Source organism: Glaciihabitans sp. dw_435, assembly GCF_018449675.1.
Lineage (GTDB): Bacteria > Actinomycetota > Actinomycetes > Actinomycetales > Microbacteriaceae > Glaciihabitans.
The window spans coordinates 349,511-372,529 of sequence record NZ_JAAVUZ010000003.1; the positions used below are offsets into that span (position 1 = coordinate 349,511).

Sequence of the window (23,019 nt, forward strand, 5' to 3'; positions counted from 1 at the left end):
TTCCGGGGAGTCTCGGCGGTACCAGAGATTTAGGAGGGCGCGCTGGCTAGGGTTTCGTCATGGCATCCAACGAAAAAACTCTCAAATTTGTCACGACGGGCCGCGGAGTGGCCGGAACGATCGGCATCCTCGGCGCCGCCGGTGCGGCGGCCTTCGCGCTCAGCAGCCCGTGGGCGTCGGCCATGGCCATTCGTGGAGTTTTCACGCGCGGGGCGCAGGCCACCAGCCGGGAAATGGAGCCTTACGCGCCCACCTCGGGCATCGACGCGGGGCTGAACCTGAGCTACGGCGGGGGCCGGCCGAACACGCACTTTGACGTTTTCACTCCCACCGGAGGGCAGGAACCGCTCGCCACCATCGTATGGATCCACGGAGGATCGTGGCTGTCGGGCAATAAGAACGACCTCCGGCCCTACCTGCGGAAGCTCGCCGGGCGCGGATACACGGTCATCGGTGTTGACTATCCGCTCGCGCCCGAGCATCGGTATCCCGCAACACTCGTTGAGCTCAATGCCGCGCTCGGCTACTTCGTTGATCACGCCGCCGAGCTGCGCATCGACCCCACGCGTCTCATCCTCGCCGGGGATTCCGCGGGCGCACAGCTGGCGAGCCAGCTCGCCACCGCGATCACCTCACCCGACTATGCCCGCGCGGTGAAGCTGTACCCCCGCGTCGCGCCCGAGCAGGTGGCCGCCACCGTGCTGCACTGCGGAATTTTCGACCTCGACGCCGTGGCCGAGATGCCGGGAATTCTCAACTGGGGTTTCCGGGCATCGTTGTGGGCGTACCTGGGCGTCAAGGACTGGGAACCGACGCCCGAGGCCCAGGCCATGTCGACCATCACACACGTGACGGAGCACTTCCCTCCCACGTTCATCTCCGGAGGCAATGCCGACCTCCTCACGTCGTCGCAATCGCAGCCGATGGCGCGACGGCTGACGGAGCTCGGAGTGGACGTCACCGAGCTGTTCTGGGCAAAGGCATACGAACGCAATCTGCCGCACGAGTACCAGTTCCATCTGGACTTCGCGGATTCCCGAGACGCGTTCGAAACGACTGTCGCATTCCTCGACGAGAAGACCGCCGTTCCCGTCGTCGCCTAGAAGATCGAGGTTGCCGCCGGCTTCGCCCGCGTGGTGCCTGCCACCCGTAGCGGCAGACGCAGCTCCATCGTCGTTCCCTGTCCGACCGTGCTTTCCACGGACAGCGATCCACGGTGGGCGTCGACGATGATCTTCGCGGTCGACAGCCCGAGGCCAGTGCCGGCGATTTCGCCGAAACGGGCGGACGGACTACGGAAGAACCGCTCGAAGATGTGGGTCTGGTCTTCCGCGTTGATCCCGGTGCCGGTGTCGCTGATGCGGATGACGACTTCATCGCCCACGGTCACGGCTGTCAGGGTCACCTCGCCACCGGGTTTGTTGAATTTGACCGCGTTGGAGAGCAGTTTGTCGAGCACATCACCGATGCGACTGGCATCCACTTCCGCCATGATCGACGGCAGAATCGGTACGCGCACGGTGATGCCCACGGCGGCAGCCCCAGGACGAATGGCGTTGAGGGAGTGGTCGGCAAGCTCCGCGATGTTGAACGGGCGACGTTCGAGCGATGCCTGCCCTTCTGCGGTGGTCAGCAGGTCATTGATGAGCTCGAGGAGACGCTTCGAGTTGCGCTGCACCACACCGAACTCGTGGTCGATACCGGTGACAGCAATGTCGATCGTGTCCTCAATGAGTTCGAGGTACCCGATTACCGATGTCAGCGGCGTCCGCAGGTCGTGGCTGACCGTGGTGAGGAACTGGTCGCGAGACCGGATCGCCTCGGCAAGGGGAGTCACGTCGTGGGTCGCGACCACCGTCCCGATGAGTTCTCCGGAGGCCCGGCGGACGTACTGAGACGTAGCCATCATCGCCCGCTGCTCCTTGCCAACGCCGACCCAGTACGAGCGGCGCGACACGAGTTCTCCGCGTGCAGCCCGCTGAAAGACCTGGTCGATCGCGGCGATGGGCGTGATGCGGTCGTCTTCGAAGACAAGCGGAGCCTGGGATGGATGCGACGGAGTGGGGTTTCCCGACACCGCAAGCGCCCGCGCGGTGTCGTTTGTCAGCAGGATGACGCCGTCGGGATCATAGAACGTGATGCCCGCGTCGACGGTGTCAACAACCGCGAGGGCAGTGGATGCCGCGTCCAGGCCCGATGCAACCGACACCCGCAGGGCCTCGGAGCTGAAGATGCCCTCGGCAACCGACACGCGCAGCGCCTCGGCGCCGACGAGACCGCGTGCGACGGACTGCCGCAAGGCTTCGGCGCCCTCGACACCCTCGGCCACGGACACCCGAAGTGCCTCAGCCCCCTCGATGCCCTCGGCCAGCGAGACGCGCAGTTTTTCCTTGTCGTCGACGCCCTCGGCGACAGATACCCGGAGCTTCTCCCGGTCATCCACGCCCTCGGCCACAGACACCCGCAAAGCTTCAGCGCCTTCGATTCCTTCCGCGACCGAGACCCGGAGGGCCTCGGCACCCACGATTCCCTCGGCAACGGAGACTCGAAGCGCTTCAGCGCTGTCGGCACCTTCCGCGACGGACACCCGGAGCGCCTCGGCACCGTCCAGACCCTCGGCAACCGATACCCGCAGTCGTTCCCTGTCATCCACGCCCTCGGCAACGGACACCCGCAGCGCTTCAGCGCCCTCGATACCCTCGGCCACGGACACCCGGAGCGCCTCGGCACCCTCGAGACCCTCGGCCACCGAAACACGGAGCGCCTCGGCACCCTCGATGCCTTCGGCGACGGACACACGCAGGGCCTCAGCTCCCTCAAGCCCCAGCGCCACGGACACGCGCAACCGTTCCCGGTCATCGACGCCCTCGGCGACAGACACCCGCAGCCGTTCCCGGTCGTCGACACCCTCCGCGACCGAGACCCGCAGTGCCTCGGCGCTATCGACACCCTCGGCGACCGACACGCGGAGAGCCTCGGCGCCGTCGACTCCCTCGGCCATCGAGACGCGCAACCGCTCCCGGTTGTCCACGCCCTGGGCGACCGACACCCGCAGTCGCTCGGCGCCGGCGATCCCACGGGCAACCGCGACGCGAAGTTTCTCGGCGCCCTCGATGCCCTCCGCGACAGAGAGCCGGAGCGCTTCAGTGCTCTCAACGCCCTGGGCGAGGGCCACCCGCAACTCTTCGTTTGCGTTCAGCAGGTCAATGCGCTGACGGCGGCCGCGCGACGCGACGATTTGTACCGCGATGGCCACTGCCGTGAGCGTGACGGGGAACAGAAAAGCCGCACCCCAGCTGGCCGATGACGCGGGCCAGTTGCCAACCTGAAGAAAGGGGTAAAACGCGACCACAAAGGTGGCGACCGCCGCGAGCACAACGGCAGGCGCACGAAACGAAAACGCCAGCCAGATGACGGGGATCAACACGAGCACGTTCAGACCCGTGAGCTGCTGGAAGAGGATGCCTCGCAGCAGCGCGATGATCACCACATCCGCGACGGCCAGGGTGATCTGCCACCGGGCGTCAATGCGGTGCCACGGTACGAATGCCGCCGCGATCGACACGAGGGCCAGCGCGATCCCCAGATCAACGACGTCCGAGTACTGGCCGTACAGCACGAGCTGGCTGGAAATGACGACGACATATCCCACGCCGATGAGCATCGGAATCTGCACGAATACCAGCAGACTGCCGCGCACACCCTCGGAGACAGTGCTGATGAAACGTTGAAGTGCTGGCATGCGTGATCCCCTGATTGCAGCTACAGCACTGGTGTGCGTGTCTGATCGTACCAGCGGCGCCGAACATCTTTCGCGTGCTGGGTCGAAAGCAACCCGTTGGCTCATTGTTGGGCGGTTATCCCCACTCAGCGGCGCTTCTCGCCGGCAGCGTCGGAGGTGCGAGTTACCGTTCAGACATGAAGATTCTCCACACGTCTGACTGGCACATCGGTCGAACGTTCCACGGTCAGTCGACCCTCGACCACCTCCGCCAGGTGTTCGGCGCAATGGTCGAGATCGTGAAGCAGAACGACGTCGACGTGGTCGTCGTGTCCGGTGACATCTTCGATTCCTCCATGCCATCCGCCGAGAATTTCACCGTGCTGTCGACAGTCCTGCGTGACATCAAGGCCGCGGGGGCATCCGTCGTCATGACGAGCGGCAACCACGATTCCGCCACCCGTCTCGGTTTCCAGTCCGAATGGGCGGGGCTCGCCGGCATCCACGTCATCACAGGCTTCGACCAGTACCTGCGACCGATCATCATCGAGGACGAGTACGGGCCGGTCAATTTCTACGGGATCCCGTACCTCGAGCCATCCCTCATCCGACACCACTACCCATCGCACGAACTCAAAACTCATGAACAGGTGCTGACCTTCGCCATGGACGGTATCCGTGCCGACATTGCACGCAGCGACGCACGGTCCGTTGTTCTGTCGCACTGTTTTGTCTCCGACGTCGCCGCCAGTTCTGAGGCCACGGATGTCGAACGAGACATCACGGCGGGCGGGCTAAATCTCGTTCCCGCCGCCGCATTCGACGGGCCTGACTATGTCGCCCTCGGCCACATCCACGGACGCACCACCATCACCGAGCGTGTCCGGTACTCCGGGGCTCCGTTGCACTATTCATTCGGTGAGGCCGCCAAGCCTCGCGGGGGATGGCTCGTGACCCTCGACGCGGGCGGATTGGACGAGGTCACCTGGATCGATTTCCCCGTACCGAGACGGCTCAGCGTCCTGACCGACGACCTCGAAGCGCTGCTGTCCGACGCCACCTATGCGTCGGCCGAGAGCGACTGGGTATGCGCCATCCTCACCGACCGTGTGCGCCCGGTCGACGCCATGCGCAGGCTGCAGCGGCGCTTTCCATTTTGCGCAATGCTCGAGCATCGCCCCTCCGTCGTTGTCGAGTCCTCGGCAACCACCTACGGAGAGCGCGTCAAACAGAAGACGGACCGTGAGATCGTCGCGGGATTCCTCGAGCACGTCCGCAATGGCGTCGGACCCTCAGAATTTGAGACCGACATCGTGAACGATGTGTTCGCCGAGCAACGCGTGAAGGAGGCATCCGAATGAAAATTCTGAGTCTGCGCATCGCGGGGTTCGGACCCTACAAAGACGAACAGCTCGTCGACTTCCAGCGGTTCGACGCCGACGGCATCTTCCTCATCACCGGCAAGACGGGGGCCGGCAAGTCGAGCATTCTCGACGCCATCACGTTTGCTCTGTACGGCAGCGTTGCGCGATACGAGGGCACGCAGCCCCAGCTGCGAAGCGACTACTGCGAGCCCGATGACCCGACGTACGTCGAACTCGAGTTCGCCGTCGGCGCCGACGAGTACCGCGTGCGTCGCTCACCCGATTACGACCGTCCGAAGAAGAACGGCCTCGGTGTCACCCGGAAGGCGCACGAGGCGGCTCTCGAGCGCCGCAACGGCGACACGTGGCAGGGCATCGGCGCACGCCCGGTCGATGTCGGCCGTGAGCTGGCCGAAATCCTGACGCTGACCAAAGACCAGTTCCTCCAGGTGATCCTGCTCGCGCAAAACCGGTTCCAGACCTTCCTCCAGTCAAAGAATGACGACCGGCAGGCGGTGCTGCGCACCCTGTTTGGCACGCGACGCTTCGAGCAGGTCGAGGCGACGCTCGACGAGCGTCGCAAGATCATGGCCGCCGAACTCGCAGCGTCCACGGACGCCCTCGCCCAACGCGCGCACGACGTGGCCGCGCTGATGGGAACCGACGAGGTCCCGTCGCACCCCGACACGGATTGGTTCCAGGCGCAGTTCGCAAGTCTCACGGCGCGCGGTGATGCCGCCGATGCGCAGGCGTCGGCCGCCGGTGCCGCCTTCGATGAAGCGGATGCCGCATTCCGCGCGATCCTCGAGGCGCAGAAGCAACATCAGCGCCGCGTCGTCGCCCTGCGTGAGCTCGCGATGCTGGAAGAGAACCACCGCCAGATCGAGGGTGACCGCCGTGCTCTCGCCGCGGCCCACCGGGCGGCTCCTGTCTGGCCCCTGGTCGGCGCGCTCGAAACGGCGGCGCGTCACCGGGACTCCGCCGCCGCAGCCGAGGTAGCTGCCCGACTCGCGTATTCCGAATATGACGCCAAGTCCGACGTGATCGATGCCGATCAGGTTACGACTGTCGCGGATGCGCTGACGTCCCTCCTGGGAACCCTCGCGGAGACGCTCGACGATGAAAAGCGACTTCCCGGGATCGTCGCCGACCTTGAACGCAGCGAAGCGGATGTCCTGAGGGCGACCACGTCCCTGGAGACCGCCCGCGAACTCAGCCAACTCATTCCTGAGGCACTCAGGGCGTTGACGGAGCAGATCACCACCGCGACAATCGCGTCCTCCCGGCTGTCCGAGGCCGAAGAGCGCACGACTCGGGTCGCCGCGGCACTGGCGGCGGCGGATGACGCGGCAGCGCTCGACACGCGTCTGGCCGCTGCTCGCGTGTCCGAGAAAGCGGCAAGCGGAGCGCATCTCGCAGCTGCTGGTCGGCTCGATTCGTTGTTGGAACGGAGGCTTTCCGGTCACGCCGCAGAGCTGGCCGTCGCTCTGGTCGATGGAGTGGCGTGTGCGGTCTGCGGGTCCCTGTCCCATCCCGCTCCGGCGGTAGCCGACGTCGAACCCGTCACGGAAGCAGACATCGCAGCCGCCCGCGTCGACGTAGACCGGCAATGGCGGAGCGCCAGAGAGGCGGCCGAGGCGGCGACAGAGATTGCCACCACGCTCGCAGACGCCCGCGCCCGCACCGGTGGTCGCTCGGCAACCGAACTCCACGACGCGTTGGACTCCGCCCGGGAGGCCACCTCGGGCGCGATCGCGGCGGCAGCGGAGGTGCGCCGTCTCGAGCGTGACCGCGACAAGCTGCTGTCCGAACGCGATCGCGCCACCATCACCATGGACGACCTCCGGGCACAACTGGAGACTCTCGCCGTGCGGGTCGCCGAACAACGGTCCACGCGAAATGCCATCGAAGCTCGGCAGAAGAAGCACAGCGATGGATTTGGCAGCGTCGCGGAACGCGTCTCTGCGCTGAGCGCCCACCGTAATGCCGCCCGGGAGGTTCGGGAGGCAATTGCGACCCACGACGCCCGCCGTGACGCCCACGCCCATGCCCTCTCTGCGCTCGAGTTGCAGTGTGTGACCCAGGGGTTCGCCGACGTCAACGAAGCAATGGTGGCGCGGCTCTCGGACGCGGACGTCACCGCCATCGACAACCGCATTCGTGCGCACGAACACGCAATGACCACAGTGCGAACCACCATCGATGACACCGCCGATGTGACCGACCCCGTCGACGATTCCCAGGTGGAGTCAGCTCGAGAGGCGCGCGAAGCGCGTGCTCGCGAACGCGATGCCGCCGTCGGAGCCCGCAGCACCGTGCGGGAGCGCCTCGATCAGCTCACACAGCTCGTCATCACCGCGACGAATCACATTGCGCTGTCCGGTGCCCGACGGGACGAGTTCGCCCAACTCGACGCTCTCGCAAATGCCGTGCAGGGCAAAGATCCCAACACGAAGCGGATGAACCTCGAGACCTTCGTTCTCGCGGCTCAGCTGGAAGACATCGTTGCCGCGGCTAATGCCCGGCTTCACACGATGACCAGCGGGCGGTACGCACTCGAGCACGATGACGGACTCCAATACCGCAAGTCCAGCTCGGGACTCGGTCTCGCCATCCGCGACGAACACACCGGGCGGGCGCGGCCCACCCATTCGCTGTCCGGAGGAGAAACCTTCCTGGCATCCCTTGCCCTCGCACTCGGGCTCGCCGAAGTCGTGACCAACCAGACTGGTGGACTCACCCTCGACACCCTGTTCGTTGACGAGGGCTTCGGCTCCCTCGACGCGGATACCCTCGACATCGCCATGGGCACCCTGGACAGCCTGCGCGCCGGGGGCAGGACCATCGGGCTGATCAGTCACGTGGACGTGATGAAGGAGCAGATCCCCGCTCACCTGCGGATCTCGGTCACTCCCCACGGTTACAGCGTCATCGACGAGGTCTACGAGACGAGCTAGCGAGGTCTGGTGGAAGCGGGAACTACAGGGTGCTGGTGGTCAGAGAAATCACGTGGCCCGCCAGCGTTCCCGCGATGCTCATCTCGCCGTCCCGGTTGGTGCCGAGGCGTCCGAGCAGCGTCAGTATCCCCACCGGTCCCCGGGGTCCGGTGACTCGCACGGTCACGGACACCGGGTCCGAGCCAAAGGGAGCGAGTAAGCGCCCGGTGACCGCGACGTCCTCCACGAAGCGATAGTTGTCGAATTCCATGGAGTATCCGGCCAGCGTCTGCGTGGTGACGACCGTGCCACCCCGCAGTCCGTAGTAGCGCCCGAAGTCGCGGTCGGTGGTCTGGATCCAGGAGTCGAGAACGGTGCGCCAGACGGATGCGGCGACCCGGCGGTCGAACGTGGTGGATTCGTCTCTCGATGACCGTGTCAGGTAGTCCGTGCTGATGTCAGCGGCGGCGACCGGAAACGACGGTTGCACGTACCAGTGCACGGCCCAGGCGCACGGCTGGACATCGCCGAGTTCGGTCATGAACTGTTGGATGCGGAGCGGGCCGCAGGACAGCTGTGCCGCGTTGTGGGGAACCTGGTCGATCCGCAACACGTGACTGTTTCGGAATTGCTGGGCATCCCTGATGGTGTTCTCTGCGGGCGCGTCGGCGTCAAAGGTCCCGACGACGGCAAGTACCGGAACATCGGGAAGCGTGGTGTGTGGCTCGAGCGGCACCTCGGCGTCCGGGACATCCGGCCACAGCGAGCAGAGCGACAGTTCGGTCTCCCACGCGCGCTCGGTGCGGGGGAGCATGGCACGCATCGACCACGGCCAGAGAGTGAGGGGAGGGATGCCCCGTGCGACGCGCTCGGCGGTGATGGACCGTTCCCAGTCCAGCAATCCCGGCGACCAGGGCGGTGTCGCATTGTCGGCACAGGTGGCGGCGAAGAAGGCCGCGGCCGAGTGGACTTCCGCCGCGCCGGAGCTGCCGCGCGCGTTCTGCGCCTGCACCTCGGCGCCGATCCGCAGCAGCGGCACGGGATCTCCCGCCCGGTAGGCGGACGCGGCGGCGGCGAGCCACGCGGGCAGCGCAGGCCCGTGTTCGAAGTGGGATGCGTACACGAGGGTTGCCTGGGTCACCTTTACATCGCGCGCCTCGCCCTCGTCGTCCACCGCGACGCCGCGGAGGGGGTTCTCGGTCACGGATCGGGCGGCCCACGCGAGGTCATCGAGGGGCGATCCCGGCCGGTCGCGGCACTCGGCGGAACCGGAGCACAGCCCGATGATGGTGCGGCGGGTTAACGCGGAGACTGCGTGCAGGCTCGACAGAAAGTTGAAGCTCGCGGGACCGATGCTGGAGGCAAAGACGACCGACCGTACGCTGGCACCGAACCGAGCGGTGTAGGCCATGGCGTCCATGCCGCCATACCCGAGGGCGATGATGTCGACCTGCGGTATTCCGAGTTCGAGGCGCAGGGCGTTGGCGTCTCGCGCGCTGTAGGCGGCGCCGTAGTCATCGAGGGCATTGCCGAGGTGAAGTGCGCACGAGAAGGTGGACGACGCGATATCGACCGAGCCGTGTTGCATGGCAGGGCAGTCGATGGCCTCGGACAGACCGCTGCCGCGGCGGTCGATCACCAGCACGTCGCGATCACCGAACGTGCGCCCGAGAATCCGGTGGGGAATTGGGTCGCCGTCGGCGATCATCGGATCACCGATGTCCTGCCCGAGAAAGAGCGTCGTCGCCGCCGAGGCGGGGGTCGACCCTCGCGTGTGCCGGTAGAACTTGAACGCGAGAAGCAGGGTGGGTGTGTCGGCCACCCGCCAGTCGTGGGGCACGCGCAGCACGCCACACAGGGCGCCCGAGGCATCCGCACACTCCGTCGCTCCCAGCGCCCGCGCGCGGGTGCCGGGATCCACCCCGGACGCCGCCGGTGCGACCACGCTGGCGACCGGAACGGCGAGCTGTGCCCGCGGGTCATCACTCGCCGGCGCGACTGCCGCGACCAGCGCGATGGCGATCACTCCGGCAGAAACCCGGGCAGCGATGGTCCACCGCACAACAGCTCCGTTGTCTCGCACGTCGGCCCCCGCGCTCTACGGGGACCGCCCACGTATTGAGCGCAAACCTACGCCCGCTCGCCGTCGGGGACAAGCATTATGGCAGGCCCGACGGCCCGTGACGGCCCGGTGGGGCAGCCAGTACATTGGAGGCTTCGCAGCCCCAGGAAGGAGCACACCGTGGACGGACTCATCCTCGTCGTGATCCTGGGCGCGACCATTCTCGCGGGCGCCATCATCGCCCCGCGGCTGAAGGTTGCCACACCCCTGGTTCTGCTGGTCATCGGCTCGTTGCTTGGATTCATCCCGCTGCTCGGCGATGTCGAGCTGCCGCCAGAACTCGTGCTCCTGTTGTTCCTGCCGGCCCTGCTCTACTGGGATTCCCTCAACACGTCCCTGCGGGAGATTCTCGCCAACATCCGGGTGATCAGCCTGCTGGCCATCGGACTCGTGTTCGCCACGGCGGCGATCGTCGCCCTTGTGGGTCACGCGCTTGGACTCACCTGGCCAATTTCCATCGCACTCGGCGCCATTCTTGCGCCGACGGATGCCACGGCAGTTGCAGCAGTCGCGGGTCGTCTCCCGCGCCGCACCCTCACGATTCTTCGGGCCGAGAGCCTCATCAATGACGGAACCGCCCTCGTGCTCTACGCGGTCGCGGTGGCCGCCGCGGTGTCCGGCGACGCCATCACGCTCGGGAACACCGCGCTGCGGTTCGGTGCCTCGTACGGGCTTGGCGTGATCATCGGACTGCTCGTCGGGCTGGCCGTCATTGGCCTCCGGCACGTGCTGACCACCCGGCTGCGGGCCAACACACTCAGTGTGCTGACCCCCTTTCTCGCCTACCTCCCGGCCGAGTTGCTCGGCGTCTCCGGTGTCGTGGCCGTGGTGGCGTGCGGGCTCTTCGTCAGCCAGCTGGGTCCCCGCATCATCACGGCGAGCCAACGCTCGCAGAGCTTCGGCTTCTGGCAGCTCGCCACCTACCTGCTGAACGGGGCGCTCTTTGTGCTCATCGGGCTTGAGTTGCATCGCGTGACCGAGGGTCTTGGCGACGGGTGGGAGACGACGGTGGGCCTGGGACTTGCCGCGGCGGCCGCCGTCATCCTCACGCGACTCGCGTGGATCAACACCACGCCGTACCTGATCCGCGCGCTCGACCGGCGCCCTCAGTAACGCACCCGGCGGGTGGGATTCCGCCAGCGCTTCCCGCCCTGGGCTGGCTTCCGGGGCGCGGTGTCGCTGGCCGCCGCGCTCGCGTTGCCGACCGAGACGGCCAGCGGAGATCCGCTTCCGGGGCGCGACACGGTGATCGCCGTGACGTTCATCGTCATCCTCATCACCCTGCTCGTGCAGGGACTGTCCATGCCGGCGATCGTGCGGTGGGCAAACCTTCCCAACGATCCGACGGAACTCGACGAGGAGCTTCTGGCCGAGCAGGCGGCTACGCGGGCCGCGCTGTCGATCCTTCCCGAGGTGGCAGACCGGGTCGGGGCATCCACCGAGTCCCGCGACGCGGTGCGGAAGGAATACCAGGAGCGCCTGGACAGGATTCACCGGGAGGACGGAAACCCGCAGGTCGCCCGCCGCGACGGGGACGAATCCGACCACGAGGCCGCGCTGCGGCTGGGGCTGCTCCCAGCCAAGCGCCAGGCACTGTTCGAACTGCGGCACGCGCGACGCATCGACGACGTCATCCTCCGGCGGGTCAACGCGCGCATCGATCTGGAGGAACTGCGCCTGTCCTCCCCGGAGAACGACGACTAGGCAGGCCGCTCAGCGGTCCTGCCCCGGCAGCCAGGCGCGCAGCTCGCTGCGGCTGCGCGCACCGAGCTTGTTGTAGACCCGGCTGAGGTGGGTCTGCACGGTGCGCAGCGTGATGCCGAGAGACTCCGAGATGGCGCGGTCGGTGAGGCCGGATGACGCGAACCGGGCGATCTCGAACTCCCGGGGTGTCAGCGTTGCGACGTGGGGAAGGGCCGCGACCACCGGGCTGTGCAGCCCCTCCGTCGACTCCAGCATGGCGGACAGGCGCACCGCGGCGGCCGTGGAACGGTATGTAGCCCCAGACGCCCGGTACAGCGCAACCGCCTGCGACTGCGCCTCCGCCGCAAACCAGGTGAAGTCGTGGTCGGCGAGTTGCTCCGCCGCGGCCTCGATGCCGACGGGGTCGGAGCGCACGAGAGCCGAGGCGTGGGCGCGCTTGGCCGTGAGGACGGCGGAGCTGGGCATGCTGAAGGCGAGGAGTCGGGAGGCGGCGGACACATCGCCGTACCGGGTGGCCGCGTACCAGAGGGCGTTTGCTGCAACGTGCTGCCCCAGCGTGTGGGCGTGGTTTGCCGCAGCCGTTGCCACGCGTGCGGCCTCCTGCAGGTCGCCGGATGACGCGAGCACCGCCGCGTCGGCCAGGCACACGTCCGGGTCGTAGATCGGGGCGACGATACTGCCGTGGATCGTCGCCAGCATGCTTCGCGCGCCGGGCACGTCGCCCGCCAGCGCAAGCGTCTGGGCGTAGAGGGAGCGCGTCCAGGCGAGGGTCGTTGAACACCAAATTCCGCGCGCGGCCAGCGCCTCGCCGAGGTACCCGAGTCCGGCGGGTAGGTGGCCCCGGAGCACAGCATTCCACCCCAGGAGCAGGGCATGCTGCGACCGCACTCCATCGTCTCCCCGATGGAGCGCCTGGGTGTACCCCCGTTCGCCGCGCGTTCGTGCCTCGTCGAGATCCTCGCGGAGGAAGAGCGCCGCGTAGTGATCGTTCAGGATCGCCGACTCCTCCGCTTCGGGGAGCTCGTGCCGCGTGCGGAGCGCAAGCGGCGACAGCCGGGCTCGCATCGCCTCGAATCCTTCCGCATCGCCCGCGTACATCAGCGCGGAGGTCGCGGTGAGGGCGGCGTGCGCCGCCGTCTCCGCGGGCAGACTCTCGTCCATGGCGAGGGGCACGCTGGCGGTGACCGCGGCGGTCACCCTTCCGAGACGCCAGAGTGCCGTGGAGCGCACCGCGAGGAGGATCGGGATGCGGCCAAACGTGGCGATAGCGTCATCCACTGTTTCCAACGCTCGCGCCGGCTGATTGGCGGGCATGGCGAAGAGAAACGCCCGCGTGATGAGCACGCTGATCCGCTCGTCGCCTCCGAGCGAGGCGGGATCGAGCGAATCGAGCACGCGTTCGGCCTCGGTGATCCGCTGCTGGTGGGCGAGCAGGGTGGCGATGCGGAGCCGAACGGCGACGGTGCCCGCCTGCCGCAGGGCCGCGACCAGAAACCTGTCACACAGCGCCGGGTCGGAGGTGTGAACAATCTCGGCAAGGTCGACGAGTTCCGTCGCGTCGATCGGATCGTCCAGTTGCAGGTGCAAGCGGGCGAGCAGCACCCGTTCGGCGTCGGACGGTGAGTCCCGCTCCCGCCGACGCGCGGTGATGGCGTCGACCAGCTCGCGCGACCGCCGCCGGCGCCGGGACTCGGTGAGGCTGCCGAGCAGGGCCTCCGCCTGCAGGGGGTGCGCGAGACGCACGGACCCGGCGGCCCGGTCGACGGAAACCACCCCCTCGTTCTCCGCCTCATCCACGGCCTCCGGATGGATGATGCCGGCCAGAAGCTCCGCGTCGAGCGGTTCGGCAAGCGCCACGAGTTCCGCCGTCGCCCGCACCACGGACGGCAGGGTGCGCACCCGGGCCGTCACCGCCGCCCGCACGCCCTGGGCAACGGGCAGCGATCGCGCGAGCACCCACACACCCGATCGCTGCACGATGGCACCGGTGGCGACGCCGACACGCACCACCTCGAGGAGAAACAGGGCATTGCCACCCGTGCGTGCAAACACGTCGGTGCTGACCCTCCGGTCAACGGCGCCGCCCAGCTCGGTCGCGACAAGCTCGCCGCTCTCGCCCGCTGTCAGCACGGGTACCTCGATCAGCTGGCTGAGCCCGCCCTTCCACAGCGCGGTTATCGCGTCGTGCACCGGACGGTCGGTCCGCACGGTCGCGTAGACGGCAACCCCGGACAGCGCGATCTGGTGCAACAGGCCCGCGGAGGCCGGATCGAGCACATGAACATCGTCGATCGCGAGCATACGAATTCCCCGGCGAAGGATCTCCGCACGAATCACGCTGGCGGCAAACACGAGCATGTCGGACGGGTCTGCGGGCGTCCGGGGAATGTCGCCCGGCAGCAGCGACACGAATACTCCGAGCGGCACGGTCGCCAGCGCCTCGGTGGCAACCAGGAACTCACAGTGCAGGCCGGCGGATGTCGCGGCGTCCCGCACCGCGTGCAACAGCCGGGTCTTTCCGACCCCCGCGGCACCGCCGAATACCCGCGGGCGAAGGCCCAACTCGTCGAGAACTTCTGCGAGCAATTCGTGCCGCCCCACCAGGGGTAACTCCTGCCGCGGGGTCATCCGCTCTCCGTCCCCCAGAGCCGCGTCATTGACCCGTCATCCGGGAAGCTGACCAGCTCTATCACAACTGCATCGAAATGATCGGGGTGGCGGATACCTCAATCCTTGGCTCCGATCGTTCCGCTGATCGTTCCCCGTGTCAATCGTCGGCGCACTACGCAGGCCGGGGCGGCGGCGGCGCCGGACTACGTATGGCCCCGATTCGGGGGGTACCCATAACGTTCAGGCATCCCGGTTCGCTGACCCGGACCGACAGTGCCGCCCAATTCTCCCGAGGTGAATGAGTCATGCCCGACAACATCCTGTTGCTGCACCCGCAGATCCCGCTCGAGGCCGAAACCCACCGCGGCGTGCCGGTCTTCCGTTCACCCGCCATCGACCTGCGCGTCGTCGATCCCGACCGCCCGGCGGTTGCCGACCTCAGCGAACAGACAGCGACGGTGCTGCGGTCAGCGCTGGCGGAGTACATCGATCTCACACCCATCAGGCTGGGCAAGCGGGTGGATCGCCGACCCTGGCAGAGCAACTTTCTCACCTCCCAGGGTTCGCGCGGCTCCTGCTGGGCGTTCGCCGGAATCGCGGCGCTGGAGGCCGCGTACGCACGGCAGGGGGTGCGGGTGAAACTGTCCGAGCAGTACGCCTTCCACCTCTCGAAGGCGTGGGCGAACCAGCACGACGGGGGAGGGGTGCACTCGCTGATCGGCTTCCAGGGGTCCGCCGACATCGTGCACCACCTCTCGTTCTACGGAGTACCCGAGGCCCGGCTCGTTCCGTACACCGACCAGGGCGCACTGCAGTCACTGGCCAACAGCATCCCGCAGACGGGTGGTGCCCTCTCGGCCACGCCGGGCAGTGGCACTCTCGACCAGGCCGACTGGTTCGAGTTCGACCTGCGCCACGTGCCCCTCGCCGGCCGCTGGAGTGCCGCCTACCGTGTCGCGAAATACGGGAGCGTCGACGCGACGGTCGAGAACATCAAGAAGATCCTCGAACTCGGCTACGAGGTGGTCGTCGACGTCGAGGACATCATCAACAACGGTGGCCACGTCATCCTTATCTACGGCTACGACGACACCTTCGGCACCTTCATGATCAAGAACTCGCAGTCCCTTCCCGGCTTCGAAACGATGAAGTACCAGAACGATCCGCATTTCCTTCTCCGCAACAGCCAGGCCTACTACATCACCGCGGTCGCGCCGATCGTGCCGCAAACGGCGGCGGCCTGGGTGGGACGGTGGGCGATCGATCATGACGGATGGCGCGGGCGGCTGGTCATCCGCTCGTTCATCGATCTTCTGGGCAGCGGATCCCTGCCGACAGAGAACTCGCAGATCGGGCTCGGCACGTGGTTCGGGGAGGACGGCAGGGTCCTCCCCGTTACCGGATGGTTCGTCGACGAGGCACGCGGACTCAATTGCTACATCGGCGACCAGCGGTTCGAGCTCTACCTGCACGGAGCAGATCCCTACTTCGCGTCGGGCCAGTGCTGGTGGAACGGCATCCCCTTCGGGGTGACGCTGTCCCGGGGTGTGACGACCGGCGCGGGAAGCGGACCCTTCCAACGCTCACAATCGATCGGCACCTGGGAGATGGACCACGATGGATGGCGCGGGACCCTGCGCATCGGCACCGATTCCTGGTACCGCCAGGCCGCCGACGGCGCCCTCAAGCGGGCCTGGATCGATCCGGCAAGCATCACCCACAAGGTCGACGCCCACGTGGATTTCGGGCCGACGAACACGGACCAGCATTTCGAGCTGCTTGTTCACACCCGCGAACGCGGCGTCTTCGGCGGTGTCACGCACTGGGGTGGGCGGTCGTGGCCGGCGGCGGGGCGGCTCGCTGCCAATCTGTACACCATCCGCACGGACGGCACACTGACCTGGTACCAGCACACGGGGCGCGATGCCCTCAACTACGTCTGGGAGGAGCCGAAGAAGGTCGGCACCGGGTGGCAGCACTTCAGCAAGGTCATCGGTGGGCGGGATGGCGTGATCTATGCGCTCAAGTCCGACGGCACCCTGCACTGGTACTTCCACCGCGGTCGCAACCAGGGAACGTTCGACTGGGAGGGGCCACTGCAGGTCGGCACGGGATGGAGCGGCTTCACCGACATCGTCGCCGGTGACGGCGGAGTCATCTATGGGCTGCGCCCCGACGGAACCCTGCACTGGTACCGCCACCGCGGCCGCCGAAACGGCACGTTCGAATGGGATGGCCCGTTCGAGGTCGGCTCCGGATGGAACGGCTTTGTCCGCATCGTTGCAGGGCCTGAGGGTACCGTCTACGGCGTACAGCCCAGCGGCGACCTTCTCTGGTACCGCCACATGGGATTCGACCACGGCTTCCCCATCTGGCAGGGACCCCGCAAGGTCGGCACCGGCTGGGGCACCTTCGACAAGCTACTTGCCACCGGCGCGGGCTACATTTACGGACGCGTCTCCGCGGGTAACCCGAACGCTGGTGACCTCATGCTCTACCGTCACACCGGCTTCGAGACGGGCGAGTTCGCCTGGCGGGACGGACAGAAGGTCGGCAACGGCTGGACGACCGACGTCGTGGACGTCTTCGCGACCTGACCCATCACAATTTTTCCCACACCCGGTCCGTCAACGAAGGGAGATCGCTCGGATAATCACATCACCGATGCCACCTCGCCACACGAGGTGACCGACCGCGCCGAGCGTGAGGCGTCCGCTCGGCGCGGTTCGATGTCTGGTGTCGGTACCGTTCTCGCTAGGCGGGAAGGGATGACTCGATCAGACCGACAATCTCGGGGGCGTCGGGCTCCGTCGTCGGACGGAAACGGTGCACCTCGCCGGACGGCGTGATGACAAACTTCTCGAAGTTCCACGACACCTTGCCGGCCTTGCCGGAGGCATCCGGAGTCTTTGTCAGCTCGGTGTAGAGGGGGTGCGCCGACTTTCCGTTGACCTTGGTCTTCTCGAACATGGGGAACGTCACGCCCCACGTCGCCGAGCAGTATTCCGCAATTTTTTCTTCGGAGCTCAGCTCCTGGAGAAACTGGTTGCTGGGGAATCCCAGCACGGTGAATCCGCGGTCGCCGTAGGTCTTCTGGAGCTGCTCGAGCTTTTCGTACTGGGGAGCGAGCCCGCAGCGGGATGCCACGTTGACCACGAGGATCACCTTGTCGGAGTAGGCGCCGAAGCTGGTCTCGTCGCCCTTGATGGTGGTGAGTGCGATGTCGTTGAGGGTCATATGCCTGAGCGTACAACCGTGGGGGCGCCCACACGGTCCCGTGATGATTACAGGGCAAACTCCCGGCGATCGGCTGCTTTCTCCACCGAGCGAGTGCGACGCAACACGAACTGCAACACCAGAGCGATGACGGCGAGAACCGCGACGAGAATCGCGTACCAGAGCACGACGGTGATGAGGCCAAGGCTCGGGACGAGAAGGCCCGCGATGATGCTGGGCAGACCAAACGCTGCGTAGCTGACGAGGTAGACCGTCGAGAGCAGGCCTGCCCGGCCCTCCGCCGGAGCCACGGCCAGTAACAGGCGCAGTGCGCTCTGGAAGGCGGCACCAAATCCAATCCCGGCGATGAGGCTGCTGGCAAAGAATCCCCAGGTCGATCCCATTTCGAGTGCGACGACGGTCAGTGCCGGTCCCACGATCAGGGCGACGGCACCCACAATCATGCTCTTCAGCGCATCGGTCTTCTGAATGGCGAGACCGGTGATCGCTCCGGCGCCGGTGAGCGCGGCGACGGCAAGGCCTCCGGCGACGTGGCTGTGCAGGTGCAGCACCGACACCACGATGGTCGGACCGAGGGCGAGATAGAGGCCACCGAGGGCCCAGCTCGAGATCATGCAGCCCACAACAGCACTGAACACGCGACGGGCCTCGCGGGGAATCGACACGGTGGGGGAGAGCGACCGTATCGCACCGGGACGACGCTCGTTCTTCTCCGCGATGAACAGCACAAGCACCCCGGCGGCGAGGATGAGGATGCCAAACACGAGGAACACCGTCGACGTCGGGTCCGGCGCGAACTGAACGAGGAACCCGCTGCTCACGGCGCCCACCGTGAGCGCGATGGGGGGAATCACCCCGTTGAGCACCGCGGCGAGGCGCGGTCGGGCCGCGGGCTGCAGATCGATCAGGGCAGCCCCCAGCGCTCCGGTGGCAGCTCCAACGCTTGCTCCCTGCAGAGCGCGGGCGATGATCAGCTCCGTCACGTTGGTGGCCGTGGCGAAGACAATGAGGGCTACGACCGCGATCACCGCGGCCGCGAGAAACACCGGACGGCGCCCGATGTGGTCGGACAGCGAGCCAACGGTGATCAGCGTCACGAGAAGCCCCACGACGTAGACGGCAAAGATGCTCGTGACGACGATGGGTTGGAGGTTCCACTCGGCCTGGTACACCGGGTACAGGGGAGACGGAGCACCCGCCTGCGCGATGATCACCAGCAGGGCGAGCGCAACGACGACGAATCCACCGGTGCCCGCCCAGCGCCGGGACGAAGTGACCGCATCGCCGGTCGTTGTGGTCGGGATTGCACGCACTGAACTCACTGATCTGGCCTTCGTCATCGTTGCTGGCGCGCTGAGACGACGGTGTGATCGGCACGAATGATCGTCGGCGGCCGGAACCGCTGGCTCTTGATGCAAGTCAATGCCACCGTGTCGTATTCCCCGCCAGTACCCACGACGGCCACCCGTGGGATTTACTTGGTGCTATGACTGGAGTGATTCCCGCGGACTATGTTCACCTTCTCGAGGCGCCCAACTACGGGGCTCTGGGAACGATACGACCGGATGACACGGTGCAGGTGAACCCCATGTGGTTCGAGTTCGACGGCCACGTCTTGCGCTTTACCCACACCACGAAGCGGGCGAAGTTCCGCAATCTGCAGCACAACCCGGCCATGAGCCTGTCGGTAATGGATCCGGATGACCCGTTCCGCTACCTCGAAGCCCGCGGCCGTCTCATCGCCGTCGAGCCCGACCCGACCGGCGCGTTCTATGTTCGGCTGGGCAAGCGCTACGGCAACGCCGAGCAGCAGCCTCCGGCAGACAGCGCCGACCGGGTCATCCTCGTCATGGAAATCCTGACGACCACCAAGCAGTAGTCGTTCGCACCCACTCGGCCAGCGCGAACCCGCTCGTTCAGGAGGCCATTACCGTTGTTGGTACAACGGAAATACGCTCTTTAGTTGTAGCGTCAATAGTTAATGTAAGCTTCTTTCATGGACGATTTCCGGTGGCTCACCCCAGATCAATTACAGGCCTGGAAGAAGTTGGTTGCTGTCGTGGAATTGCTTCCCGGAGTGCTCGATTCGCAGCTGCAGCGCGACGCCGAACTCACCCACTTCGAATATTTCACTCTCGCGATGCTCTCGGAAGCACCGGAGCACACCCTGCGCATGACGGCTCTGGCGGCAATCACCAACGCGACACTTCCACGCCTGTCACACGTGGCGACCAGACTCGAGAAGCGTGGGTATATCCAGCGCTCTCCCTGCCCCGACGACCGCCGCGCGACCAATGCCACCCTGACCCCTCAGGGGTGGGACAAGGTCGTCGCCACGGCACCCGGTCACGTGACCACCGTCGTCGACAACGTGATTGATCCCCTCAACGCCCGGGACATCGCCGACCTCGATCGCATCATGACAAAGCTGCTGGTTCCCCTGGATCCCGAAAACAAGTTCGGCTCGCGCGACCGTCCCTGATGTGCCCCGAGCGACGCAGAAATGGTCGCTAGCGAACGGCTCATTTCGCATCGGGGGACAAATTCCCCGCCTCGGCGGCGCCATCGGACGATGCGCCGCACGACAGCCGAAACATGAACGTGGCTCGCGCCGAGATTTTCTCGCCACCCACTGACGGCCGGCGGCTCGTGCACGAGGCGTAGCCGGCGCCGACATTTCGCCGATCTCCTTCCACTCGTCGGTCACCGGTGATAGGGCTCGGCCAGCGGCATGACGCGATGACCACGTCACAATAGAACCAAGACTGACCAGCATAATTGAGCGCGAGATCGATGCCGGGCATCGCTTCTGTCACGCCATCTGCCGCTACCGTCAGCCCCCAACATCCCCACGGGATCTCCAAAAAACGTGACGAGTTGTATCGAATTCGTAGTGTTTATATCAGAGAATTAGTCAAGTATGCGCTCCCCCATAACTGGGGGAGCGCTGTGAGCCGAGTTGAGTAGTCAGACCGTTCTACGTGCGTTACCGTAACTCACAGCAGCACAGAAGCTACCGCTGGTCGTTCCCCTCATCGGGGTACACCCATTGGGCAGCTAGGGTTTGCTCCGCTACCAGCAACGTTTGTAACTTCTCGATTTCTGCCGCAGCACCACCGCGTCCGCAGCGTCCAGAATTCGACTGCCGGGGGGCACACAGAAATGAATCGGTTGGAACGCAACCAGATGGTGATCGACAACCTGCCACTCGTCGGCTACCTGGTCTCCAAGGTGATGGCGGGCGCCACCCATCTCTCACGCGACGACCTCGCGCAGGCCGGGTCTCTCGCGCTGGTGAAGGTCGTCGACTCATTCGACGCCGAGCGCGGGATCCCCTTCGGTGCCTACGCGCGAGAGCGCATCATCGGTGCGCTCAAAGACGAGATGCGCGGAAACGACTGGGCAAAGCGAGCTACCCGCACGGCCATCAAAGAGACCCTCTCCACCCAGGACTTCCTGTCCGCGCAGCTCGGACGGGTTCCCACGGTCGACGAACTGGCCGGCGCGCTCGGTGTCGATCGCGCGACCGCGTCCGAAAGCCTTGGCTTCGCGACGCGAACGGTGTCGACGCTGGATGGCACGACCGCCGAATTCCTGACGGCCGACCTGCCCCTGGCGGAAGACGAGATGCTCGTCGCGGAGCGACTCCGGTACCTCCGCACGGCTGTCGCTGCCCTTCCGGAGCGCATGCACCTGATCGTCTCGAAAATTTACTTCGAGGACATGTCGGTGGGGGATGTCGCGGCGGAACTCGGTGTCACGCATTCGGCGGTATCGCAGCAGCGCGCGGAGGCGGTTCGCCTGCTTCGCGATGGTCTGAACAACTACTACGCCGAAGAGGAGACCGTCGTGCCTCCCGTGCGTCACAGCGCGACCGGAGCCCGCCAGACGAATTACCTCGCGAACTTTGCGAACCTGCTGTCGGCCCAGCGTTCAGGTTTTCCCGCAGCCGCGATGTAGTCGCTGGCGGAGCGCACAAAATATTTTCCTGCTTCCCGCTAACGCGATAGAACTTCCTGCCGATTGTTCTCAGTACTGGTCCACGGATGGGCCTGGAACCCAATCAAGGAAGAAGATTCATCATGGGAATGCAGATCAACACCAACGTTGCGGCGCTCAACTCGTACCGCAACCTGAGCAACACCCAGAACGACCTGTCCAAGTCGCTGGAGAAGCTGTCCAGTGGACTTCGCATCAACCGCGCGGCTGATGACGCGGCCGGCCTCGCAATCTCCGAGGGACTGCGTTCGCAGGTCAGCGGCCTCAAGGTTGCCGCCCGCAACGCTCAGGATGGCATCAGCGTCATCCAGACCGCTGAAGGTGGACTGACCGAGACGCACGCGATCCTGCAGCGTCTGCGTGACCTCGCCGTTCAGGCCGGTAACGACTCGAACAACGCCGATTCACGTAAGGCGATCACCACGGAAGCAACCGCGCTGACGTCGGAGCTCTCCCGCATCTCGGAGTCCTCCAACTTCAACGGCATCCAGCTTCTGGATGGATCGCAGTCCTCGCTGAAGTTCCAGGTTGGTGCAGACGGTGACGCCAGCAGCCAGATCTCGGTCAGCCTCGCGGGTGCCAACGTCAAGCAGATCGCTGCCGACCTCGCCGGTGGCAACCTCGCGACGACGGGCACGAGCTTCGCGATCGGCGCCGTGGCAACCCTCGCGGGTGCCGCCACCTTCACCACCACCAACGGTGGCGTTGCGACGACGATCACCACCGGCAACCTCGGTGCCGCCGGTTCGTTCACGAGCGTTGAGGGCTACGCGGACAAGCTGCGCGCCGACGCCAACTTCTCGGCGAACTTCTCGGTGTCGGTCACCAAGGATGCCAACGGAGCCGGCAACGGCATCGTCATCAGCTCACTCAACGGTGGCACCCTCGCCGCGGCGTCCAACGCCACGGCGGGCGCCGGTCTCGCGGGCGGCGTCGCTGGTACCGCCCTCACCGGTGGAATCAAGTTCGACTCGGCGGTCAACGCACAGGCAACCCTCGTGGTGCTTGACGCGAAGATCACCGCGGTTTCGACCGCTCGTGCCGACCTCGGTGCGGCGCAGAACCGCTTCGAGTCGACGATCAACACCCTGAACGTCTCGGCGGAGAACCTCACCGCCGCCGAGTCGCGCATCCGCGACACCGACATGGCGTCCGAGATGGTCAACTACACCCGCGCGAACATCCTGTCGCAGGCCGGTACCGCCATGCTCGCGCAGGCGAACCAGTCCAACCAGGGCGTTCTCCAGCTCCTCCGCTAACCCGCGGCAGAGCAACAGCGACACGCGTGACAACGTCGTGCGGTCGGCCGGCACGAGCACTTCGGTG

The 23,019-nt window shown here is 66.1% G+C and carries 13 protein-coding genes and 1 pseudogene; 9 read left to right on the forward strand and 5 right to left on the reverse strand.

Annotated features, from left to right (window positions below):
• Nucleotides 1-59 precede the first annotated feature (59 nt).
• The gene (locus HB677_RS06525; protein ID WP_213814867.1) at nucleotides 60-1,103 is read left to right on the forward strand and encodes an alpha/beta hydrolase; all 1,044 of its coding nucleotides are present in this window, start codon (nucleotides 60-62) and stop codon (nucleotides 1,101-1,103) included.
• On the opposite strand, the gene HB677_RS06530 is transcribed toward HB677_RS06525, so the two are convergent.
• Entirely contained in the window at nucleotides 1,100-3,742 is a 2,643-nt protein-coding gene (locus HB677_RS06530; protein ID WP_213814868.1) for an ATP-binding protein, read from the reverse strand. The two genes, HB677_RS06525 and HB677_RS06530, sit on opposite strands and share 4 nt — an antisense overlap.
• A 176-nt stretch (nucleotides 3,743-3,918) precedes the next feature.
• Here HB677_RS06530 and HB677_RS06535 point away from each other — a divergent pair, with 176 nt between their 5' ends.
• Entirely contained in the window at nucleotides 3,919-5,082 is a 1,164-nt protein-coding gene (locus HB677_RS06535; RefSeq protein WP_213814869.1) for an exonuclease SbcCD subunit D, read from the forward strand.
• On the forward strand, nucleotides 5,079-8,042 hold the full coding sequence (locus HB677_RS06540) for an AAA family ATPase (RefSeq protein WP_213814870.1): 2,964 nt from the start codon (nucleotides 5,079-5,081) through the stop codon (nucleotides 8,040-8,042). Before HB677_RS06535 ends, HB677_RS06540 begins: the two co-directional genes overlap by 4 nt.
• Nucleotides 8,043-8,064: 22 nt before the next feature.
• Here the strand turns inward: HB677_RS06540 and HB677_RS06545 are convergent, their stop codons facing one another.
• On the reverse strand, nucleotides 8,065-10,104 hold the full coding sequence (locus HB677_RS06545; RefSeq protein ID WP_213814871.1) for an alpha/beta fold hydrolase: 2,040 nt from the start codon (nucleotides 10,102-10,104) through the stop codon (nucleotides 8,065-8,067).
• A 180-nt stretch (nucleotides 10,105-10,284) separates the two neighbouring features.
• Between HB677_RS06545 and HB677_RS06550 the strand changes: the two are divergent.
• Nucleotides 10,285-11,847, forward strand: a pseudogene (locus HB677_RS06550) (Na+/H+ antiporter).
• 9 nt (nucleotides 11,848-11,856) lie between these two features.
• On the opposite strand, the gene HB677_RS06555 reads toward HB677_RS06550, so the two are convergent.
• A complete protein-coding gene (locus HB677_RS06555) occupies nucleotides 11,857-14,475 on the reverse strand; it encodes a LuxR family transcriptional regulator (protein ID WP_213814872.1) in 2,619 nt (872 codons plus the stop codon).
• A 287-nt stretch (nucleotides 14,476-14,762) separates the two neighbouring features.
• Between HB677_RS06555 and HB677_RS06560 the strand changes: the two genes are divergently transcribed.
• Nucleotides 14,763-17,054: a tachylectin-related carbohydrate-binding protein gene (locus tag HB677_RS06560; RefSeq protein WP_213814873.1), complete on the forward strand. Its 2,292-nt coding sequence runs from the start codon at nucleotides 14,763-14,765 to the stop codon at nucleotides 17,052-17,054.
• A gap of 157 nt (nucleotides 17,055-17,211) precedes the next feature.
• On the opposite strand, the gene HB677_RS06565 is transcribed toward HB677_RS06560, so the two are convergent.
• The gene (locus HB677_RS06565; RefSeq protein ID WP_213814874.1) at nucleotides 17,212-17,694 is read right to left on the reverse strand and encodes a glutathione peroxidase; all 483 of its coding nucleotides are present in this window, start codon (nucleotides 17,692-17,694) and stop codon (nucleotides 17,212-17,214) included.
• A gap of 47 nt (nucleotides 17,695-17,741) precedes the next feature.
• Nucleotides 17,742-19,016 (reverse strand): MFS transporter, encoded by a 1,275-nt coding sequence (locus tag HB677_RS06570; RefSeq protein ID WP_307852500.1) that lies wholly within the window; start codon nucleotides 19,014-19,016, stop codon nucleotides 17,742-17,744.
• Nucleotides 19,017-19,180: 164 nt separating this feature from the next.
• On the opposite strand from HB677_RS06570, the gene HB677_RS06575 reads away from it, so the two are divergent.
• The 4 genes from HB677_RS06575 to HB677_RS06590 all read left to right on the forward strand — a co-directional run bounded on the left by HB677_RS06575 (nucleotide 19,181) and on the right by HB677_RS06590 (nucleotide 22,952).
• On the forward strand, nucleotides 19,181-19,573 hold the full coding sequence (locus tag HB677_RS06575; protein ID WP_213814876.1) for a PPOX class F420-dependent oxidoreductase: 393 nt from the start codon (nucleotides 19,181-19,183) through the stop codon (nucleotides 19,571-19,573).
• A gap of 117 nt (nucleotides 19,574-19,690) precedes the next feature.
• The gene (locus HB677_RS06580; RefSeq protein WP_213814877.1) at nucleotides 19,691-20,176 is read left to right on the forward strand and encodes a MarR family winged helix-turn-helix transcriptional regulator; all 486 of its coding nucleotides are present in this window, start codon (nucleotides 19,691-19,693) and stop codon (nucleotides 20,174-20,176) included.
• Between the two features lie 680 nt (nucleotides 20,177-20,856).
• Nucleotides 20,857-21,654 (forward strand): sigma-70 family RNA polymerase sigma factor, encoded by a 798-nt coding sequence (locus HB677_RS06585; protein WP_213814878.1) that lies wholly within the window; start codon nucleotides 20,857-20,859, stop codon nucleotides 21,652-21,654.
• A gap of 122 nt (nucleotides 21,655-21,776) precedes the next feature.
• Nucleotides 21,777-22,952, forward strand: a complete 1,176-nt coding sequence (locus HB677_RS06590; RefSeq protein WP_213814879.1) for a flagellin — start codon at nucleotides 21,777-21,779, stop codon at nucleotides 22,950-22,952.
• Nucleotides 22,953-23,019 lie beyond the last annotated feature (67 nt).

What these genes read in the sequence shown, in the direction of transcription:
- HB677_RS06525 (WP_213814867.1), top strand. Translation starts at nt 60, where the DNA reads ATGGCATCCAACGAAAAAACTCTCAAATTTGTCACGACGGGCCGCGGA.
- HB677_RS06530 (WP_213814868.1), bottom strand. Translation starts at nt 3,742, where the DNA reads ATGCCAGCACTTCAACGTTTCATCAGCACTGTCTCCGAGGGTGTGCGC.
- HB677_RS06535 (WP_213814869.1), top strand. Translation starts at nt 3,919, where the DNA reads ATGAAGATTCTCCACACGTCTGACTGGCACATCGGTCGAACGTTCCAC.
- HB677_RS06540 (WP_213814870.1), top strand. Translation starts at nt 5,079, where the DNA reads ATGAAAATTCTGAGTCTGCGCATCGCGGGGTTCGGACCCTACAAAGAC.
- HB677_RS06555 (WP_213814872.1), bottom strand. Translation starts at nt 14,475, where the DNA reads ATGACCCCGCGGCAGGAGTTACCCCTGGTGGGGCGGCACGAATTGCTC.
- HB677_RS06560 (WP_213814873.1), top strand. Translation starts at nt 14,763, where the DNA reads ATGCCCGACAACATCCTGTTGCTGCACCCGCAGATCCCGCTCGAGGCC.
- HB677_RS06565 (WP_213814874.1), bottom strand. Translation starts at nt 17,694, where the DNA reads ATGACCCTCAACGACATCGCACTCACCACCATCAAGGGCGACGAGACC.
- HB677_RS06575 (WP_213814876.1), top strand. Translation starts at nt 19,181, where the DNA reads ATGACTGGAGTGATTCCCGCGGACTATGTTCACCTTCTCGAGGCGCCC.
- HB677_RS06580 (WP_213814877.1), top strand. Translation starts at nt 19,691, where the DNA reads ATGGACGATTTCCGGTGGCTCACCCCAGATCAATTACAGGCCTGGAAG.
- HB677_RS06585 (WP_213814878.1), top strand. Translation starts at nt 20,857, where the DNA reads ATGAATCGGTTGGAACGCAACCAGATGGTGATCGACAACCTGCCACTC.
- HB677_RS06590 (WP_213814879.1), top strand. Translation starts at nt 21,777, where the DNA reads ATGGGAATGCAGATCAACACCAACGTTGCGGCGCTCAACTCGTACCGC.